At 38.8% G+C, this 5504-nt stretch carries 5 protein-coding genes; all 5 read right to left on the reverse strand.

Going from position 1 to position 5504, the window contains the following annotated elements; translation table 11 throughout:
- Positions 1-13 precede the first annotated feature (13 nt).
- Entirely contained in the window at positions 14-649 is a 636-nt protein-coding gene (locus P20495_RS13015) for an SPOR domain-containing protein (RefSeq protein WP_007376854.1), read from the reverse strand.
- Positions 650-660: 11 nt separating this feature from the next.
- Positions 661-1926, reverse strand: a complete 1266-nt coding sequence (folC, locus tag P20495_RS13010; protein WP_007376855.1) for a bifunctional tetrahydrofolate synthase/dihydrofolate synthase — start codon at positions 1924-1926, stop codon at positions 661-663.
- 25 nt (positions 1927-1951) lie between these two features.
- The gene (gene accD, locus P20495_RS13005) at positions 1952-2827 is read right to left on the reverse strand and encodes an acetyl-CoA carboxylase, carboxyltransferase subunit beta (protein ID WP_007376856.1); all 876 of its coding nucleotides are present in this window, start codon (positions 2825-2827) and stop codon (positions 1952-1954) included.
- 155 nt (positions 2828-2982) lie between these two features.
- Positions 2983-3777 (reverse strand): tRNA pseudouridine(38-40) synthase TruA, encoded by a 795-nt coding sequence (truA, locus tag P20495_RS13000; protein WP_007376857.1) that lies wholly within the window; start codon positions 3775-3777, stop codon positions 2983-2985.
- Between the two features lie 147 nt (positions 3778-3924).
- A partial coding sequence (locus tag P20495_RS20390) for a FimV/HubP family polar landmark protein (RefSeq protein ID WP_033015465.1) occupies positions 3925-5504 on the reverse strand: 1580 nt, incomplete at its 5' end.

Below are 5504 nucleotides of genomic sequence, written 5' to 3' on the forward strand. Positions count from 1 at the left end.
CTTCTTTTTATAATTATTTTGTTACTTCGTATTGCGTAACTTTACCATTTAATTTAGTAAGCTTTTTAAGCTGGGGGAGCTGCTTTTGTAATTCACTTTTATCAAGTGAAGGGCCAACAAATACTTTGGTTAATGTCCCATTTGGGGTTTTAATCGGTTTAGTAAACGTTTTAAACCCTTCAACCTTTAGTTTAGCTTGTAATGCTTTTACGTTTGCAACATGTGAAAAACTACCTAATTGAATAACATAAGCCATACTCGTTAGGTTTTCATCACTTTTACGCGGTGCAATCGGTTTTGGTTTAGCTTGAACAGGAGTCGTTGGTTTTGCTTTAGGCTCTATGCTTGCTTCAACGACTTTATCCTCTACAGCATAATCACTTTCCACTATTGCATTTTGCTGCTCAAAAGCCTCATCGTCAGCTTGAATATCTTCGATTTCATCTTGCTTTAGTGGCTCTGCGTTAGCAACATTTTCATCAATTGACTCTTGAAGATCGATTGTTTTGAACTCAGGGCGATCAGGAATCGCTTTAAAGCCTTCTTTATAATGCACTTTTTCGCCATCGAGTATATTAGGGATAAACACAATTGCTGCGATCACCACTATACTTGTTCCGACTAAGCGATTAATAAAACTTGAGTTCACCGACATCCTCTCTATTTTTTAAAGTAATTAATAGCGCCGGCCACAGTAAAAAAAGAACCAAATACAATCAACATAGTATCACGTTGTTGTTTTGGTAAAATTACACTTAGTGCCTGTGCCACACTATCATAGCTATTGATAGTATTATGATGAGACAATTCCTGCAGTGCATTTTGTAAATTACTTGCAGTGTCGCCTCGCGGGCTACTTAAGCTCGCTAACGACCACTCATCGACCAGGTTGCTTACTTCTTTAAGTACACCGACTTTGTCTTTATCAGCAAGCATAGCGACTAATGCATGAATTTTAAAGCCTTTATCTTTATAGCTTGATAACTTATTGGCTAAATAACGCGCCGACTCAGGGTTATGTGCCACATCTGTAAAGACTAAAGGCTCAGTACTTAACTGCTGAAACCGCCCTTCTACAACTAAATTAGCTAGGCAATCTCTTATTATCTGTACACTAGGTAATAAGTTTAAAACACTTAGCGCAGTTAGCGCAGTGGCTGCATTTTGACACGGTATTGCTGGCTTATCTATTTCAAGATTATGCTGTTTATATTGCCAATTAAAGCTCTCAGCATTTTCTTTGAAAATAAAGTCACTGCCCGACAACGTCATATTGGCATTAATTTCCTTGCCATAATCAGTCATTGTATGAGGAATATTTAAATCCCCGATAATAGCGGGCGTGTTTTCACGAAAAATACCGGCTTTATCATAAGCCACTAACTCACGGGTATCACCTAAATACTCTTTATGGTCTAAGTCTATAGTGGTAATCACACTTGCATACGGCGTTACTATATTTGTAGCGTCAAAGCGCCCACCTAAACCAACCTCAAGTAATACATAATCGACGTTACAGCGTTTAAAAATTGCCAATGCCCCCAAAGTACCATATTCAAAATAAGTCAGAGGAGTGTCTTTACGGCCTTGCTCAAGCTGGTGAAAAGCATCTATATGAAATTGGTCTGCCAATTCTTCCCCATTAACTCGTACACGCTCGTTATAACGAATTAAATGTGGAGATGCGTAAGTACCCACGCTAAAACCTTGCGCTAGTAATAGCGACTCTAAGCAACGTGCAGTGGTGCCCTTACCATTTGTACCGGCAATAAGAATAATTTTACTTGGAGTGTTTAAAAGGCCAATATTGTTGGCAACATTAGCAACTCGTTCTAAGCCCATTGCAATGTTAGCAGGGTGAACACTTTCTAAATAAAAAAGCCAATCATCAAGGCTTGATGATTGGCTAGGAATTGTTTTTGTCATAGCGTGTAATCAGTAAAGCTGAAATTTACGCTACTCTATGCTCTTGTTCCGTAGAAGGCAAGTTCATAAATTTAGCTAAAATGCGTGCAAGGGTATCGCGCATTTCACGGCGGTCAATAATCATGTCAATTGCACCGTGTTCTAGCAAAAATTCACTACGCTGAAAACCTTCAGGTAATGTTTCGCGAACAGTTTGCTCAATAACACGAGGACCCGCAAAACCAATTAACGCTTTAGGTTCTGCAACGTTAATATCGCCCAGCATAGCAAGTGATGCAGATACACCACCCATTGTTGGGTCAGTCATTACTGAAATAAACGGAAGGCCTTTTTCAGTCATTTTTGCAAGCGCAGCACTTGTTTTAGCCATTTGCATAAGCGACATAAGCGCTTCTTGCATACGTGCTCCGCCTGATGCAGAAAAACAGATAAGCGGCATATTGTGCTCTAAACATTGATCAACAGCATCAACAAAACGAGCACCAACAACCGAAGCCATTGAACCACCCATAAATGAGAACTCAAATGCTACCGCTGCCACTGGAATACCTTTTAATCGGCCTTTCATCGCCACAAGTGCATCTTTTTCACCACTTGCTTTTTGGGCTGCACTGATACGGTCAGAGTACTTTTTAGAATCTTTAAACTTAAGAATGTCTTTAGGCTCATGTTGTGTACCAAGCTCTTGACGATCACCTTCATCTAAAAAGTGCTCTAGGCGCTTACGGCCACTAACACGCATGTGGTGGTCACACTTAGGACATACGTTTAATGACTTTTCTAATTCAGCTTTATATAAAATTGAATCACACGATGTACACTTAGCCCAAACACCTTCTGGGATTTCTTTACGACCTGATGATTTTGTCGTTTTAGGTAAGATTTTTTCTAGCCAACTCATTTGCAACTCTCTTAATACTGTTCTGTGTCGCGAGCCTGCTAATAGCAATTAGCAGACAAATTTTTTCAATTAAAACATGAATTACACTAACGCGGTATAAAAAACTGGTCTTAGTAGTTAAAAGTGCTCATAAAAAGCACTTATACTAACCTTAATTAAACATCTATATCCGGCAAAAATAAAGGGCCTAAAGGTGTTTGAGGAATATCAAATTGCTCAGGGTAGTCAACATCCACTAAATACAAACCAGCAGCCTTAGCGGTAGCACTGGCCTTTGCGCGTTCTTTACAATCAAGTAGCTCTTTTATCCATATAGGTTGGTGTTTATGTAAACCAACATCCATTAAACTACCTGTGATATTACGCACCATGTGATGTAAAAACGCATTCGCTTTAATATCAATAATAACGTAAGTACCTTGGCGACGTACCGATAAATGATGAATTGTTCTTGTCGGTGTATTCGCTTGACAATGAATGGCCCTAAAAGAAGTAAAGTCATGTTTGCCAATTAAATACTGACACGCTTCCTGCATTTTGGTTTCATCTAGTTGATGATGGAAATGCGTAACGCCTTCATTTAGTACAGCTCCTCGCAAAGGCGAGTTATAAATAATATAACGATAACGACGTGCTGTAGCACTAAAACGAGCGTGAAAATCATCTGCAACGGGTTGAGCAAAACGAATAGCAATATCTTTAGGCATTAAAGTATTCATACCTAGTGTAAATGCGACCATATCGCGATCGGCCTCAGTGTCAAAGTGTATTACTTGGCCTGTACCGTGTACACCCGCATCTGTACGACCTGCACATATAACTTCAACTGGATGATTACAAATGCGCGACAGCGCCTTTTCTACTTCTTGCTGTACGCTATTTACATGAGATTGACGTTGCCAACCACTATAACGTGCGCCGTTGTATTCAACTCCAAGTGCTACTCGCATAATTACTGCTTTACCTACTGTGCTAATGAACGAGGCATTTTATGCTATCTAACGATGCAATAAAAGGAGACCTGTCGTAATCAAACCAATACACATAAAAAACCCGTATTTAGCTAAGCCAGATACGGGTTCTTATAAACATTTTAATTATTTTAGTTTAGCTTTTAAACTAAGCGCCTCTTCTTGAACTTCTTCAGGACCTTTGTTAATAACATCCTCAATGACTTTAAGCGCAGAATCAAAATCATCAATTTCAATATAAGCACGCGCTAAATCTAATTTAGCTGAGTAGCCACCACTTTCAGCATCAACATCCGTCGGATTATCACCGGCAAGTAACGCGTCAAATTCACTCAAGCCAACATCCATATTAACGTCGTTGTAAGGTTCGTGTTCAATTTCTGCGTCGTCACTTTCTTCTAATAATGAATCAATATCTACAAATTCATCATTATCAAGTTGCTCAACATTGTTACTTTGGACAAGCGGTTCTTCAACAACTAACGCCTCATCAACTCCTAAGTCTTCTTTTAGTAAACTGTCAAAATCAACGTCAAACTCACTACTATCTTCAACACTTAATTCTTCTGGTTCAGCTAATTCGTTAAGTAATGAATCAAAATCAGTTTCCGTTAGCTCAGCCATAAACTCATCATCAAGCTCATCATCTGATGCTATATCACTGCTATTAAATAACTCAGTTCGGGTTATTTCAGCTTCACGATCGGCATTCGTTTGCTCACCAGCGAGCTCATTAGAAAGCGCTTCATCTGGGTTTTCCGAAATCATAGTTTCAGAGCCTGCGGTGCTTTCTAATTCAGCATCAAGTTCCGTAAAATCATTATCAAGTAACAGCTCGTCGTCAAAATCATCATCCAAGTTATTTAAATCGTTTCCAGCTGAGAGCGCATTCATTAAGTCTTGTTCGGTTTGACTCGGTAATGAATGTGTTGGTTCGTCATCTAAATTTACCGATAATTCATCGCTATCAGCAGCATCCTCTACATTAAGAGCTTCATCTATTTCAGCGCTTGAATTATTTTGTGGCTCAGCATCAATTGCTAAATCTGTATCAAGCTGAGCAGAATCATTATCGAGTAATAATTCGTCGTCAGGCTCTAAAGTTTGAGTTTCTTCAAGCTTGGGAGTTTCAGGTTCATTAACCGTAATAGCATCATCTAAATTTACCGATAATTCATCGCTATCTGTATCAAGCTCCGCAAAGTCATTATCAAGCAATAATTCATCGTCAAAATCATCATCTAAGCTATTTAAATCATTTTCAGCTGAGAGCGCATTCATTAAGTCTTGTTCGGTTTGGCTCGGTAATGAATGTGTTGGTTCGTCATCTAAATTTACCGATAATTCATCGCTATCAGCATCATCCTCTACATTAAGAGTTTCATCTATTTCAGCGCTTGAATTATTTTGTGGCTCAGCATCAATTGCTAAATCTGTATCAAGCTGAGCAGAATCAATATCGAGTAATAATTCGTCGTCCGGCTCTGTAGGTTGAGTTTCTTCAAGCTCGGGAGTTTCAGATTCATTAACCGAAATACCAGCATCTGAATTTATCGGTAATTCATCGCTATCTTCTACATTAAGAGCTTCATCTATTTCAGCGTTTGAATTATTTTGAGGTTCAGCATCAATTGCTAAATCTGTATCAAGCTGAGCAGAATCATTATCTAAATTTACCGATAACTCATCGTTATCCTCTACATTAA

Origin of the sequence: Pseudoalteromonas sp. BSi20495, from assembly GCF_000241185.1 — a bacterium.
GTDB lineage: Bacteria > Pseudomonadota > Gammaproteobacteria > Enterobacterales > Alteromonadaceae > Pseudoalteromonas > Pseudoalteromonas fuliginea.

Excerpts from the sequence above, each read along its gene's own strand:
- accD (WP_007376856.1), bottom strand. The coding sequence starts at position 2,827 with ATGAGTTGGCTAGAAAAAATCTTACCTAAAACGACAAAATCATCAGGT.
- truA (WP_007376857.1), bottom strand. The coding sequence starts at position 3,777 with ATGCGAGTAGCACTTGGAGTTGAATACAACGGCGCACGTTATAGTGGT.
- folC (WP_007376855.1), bottom strand. The coding sequence starts at position 1,926 with ATGACAAAAACAATTCCTAGCCAATCATCAAGCCTTGATGATTGGCTT.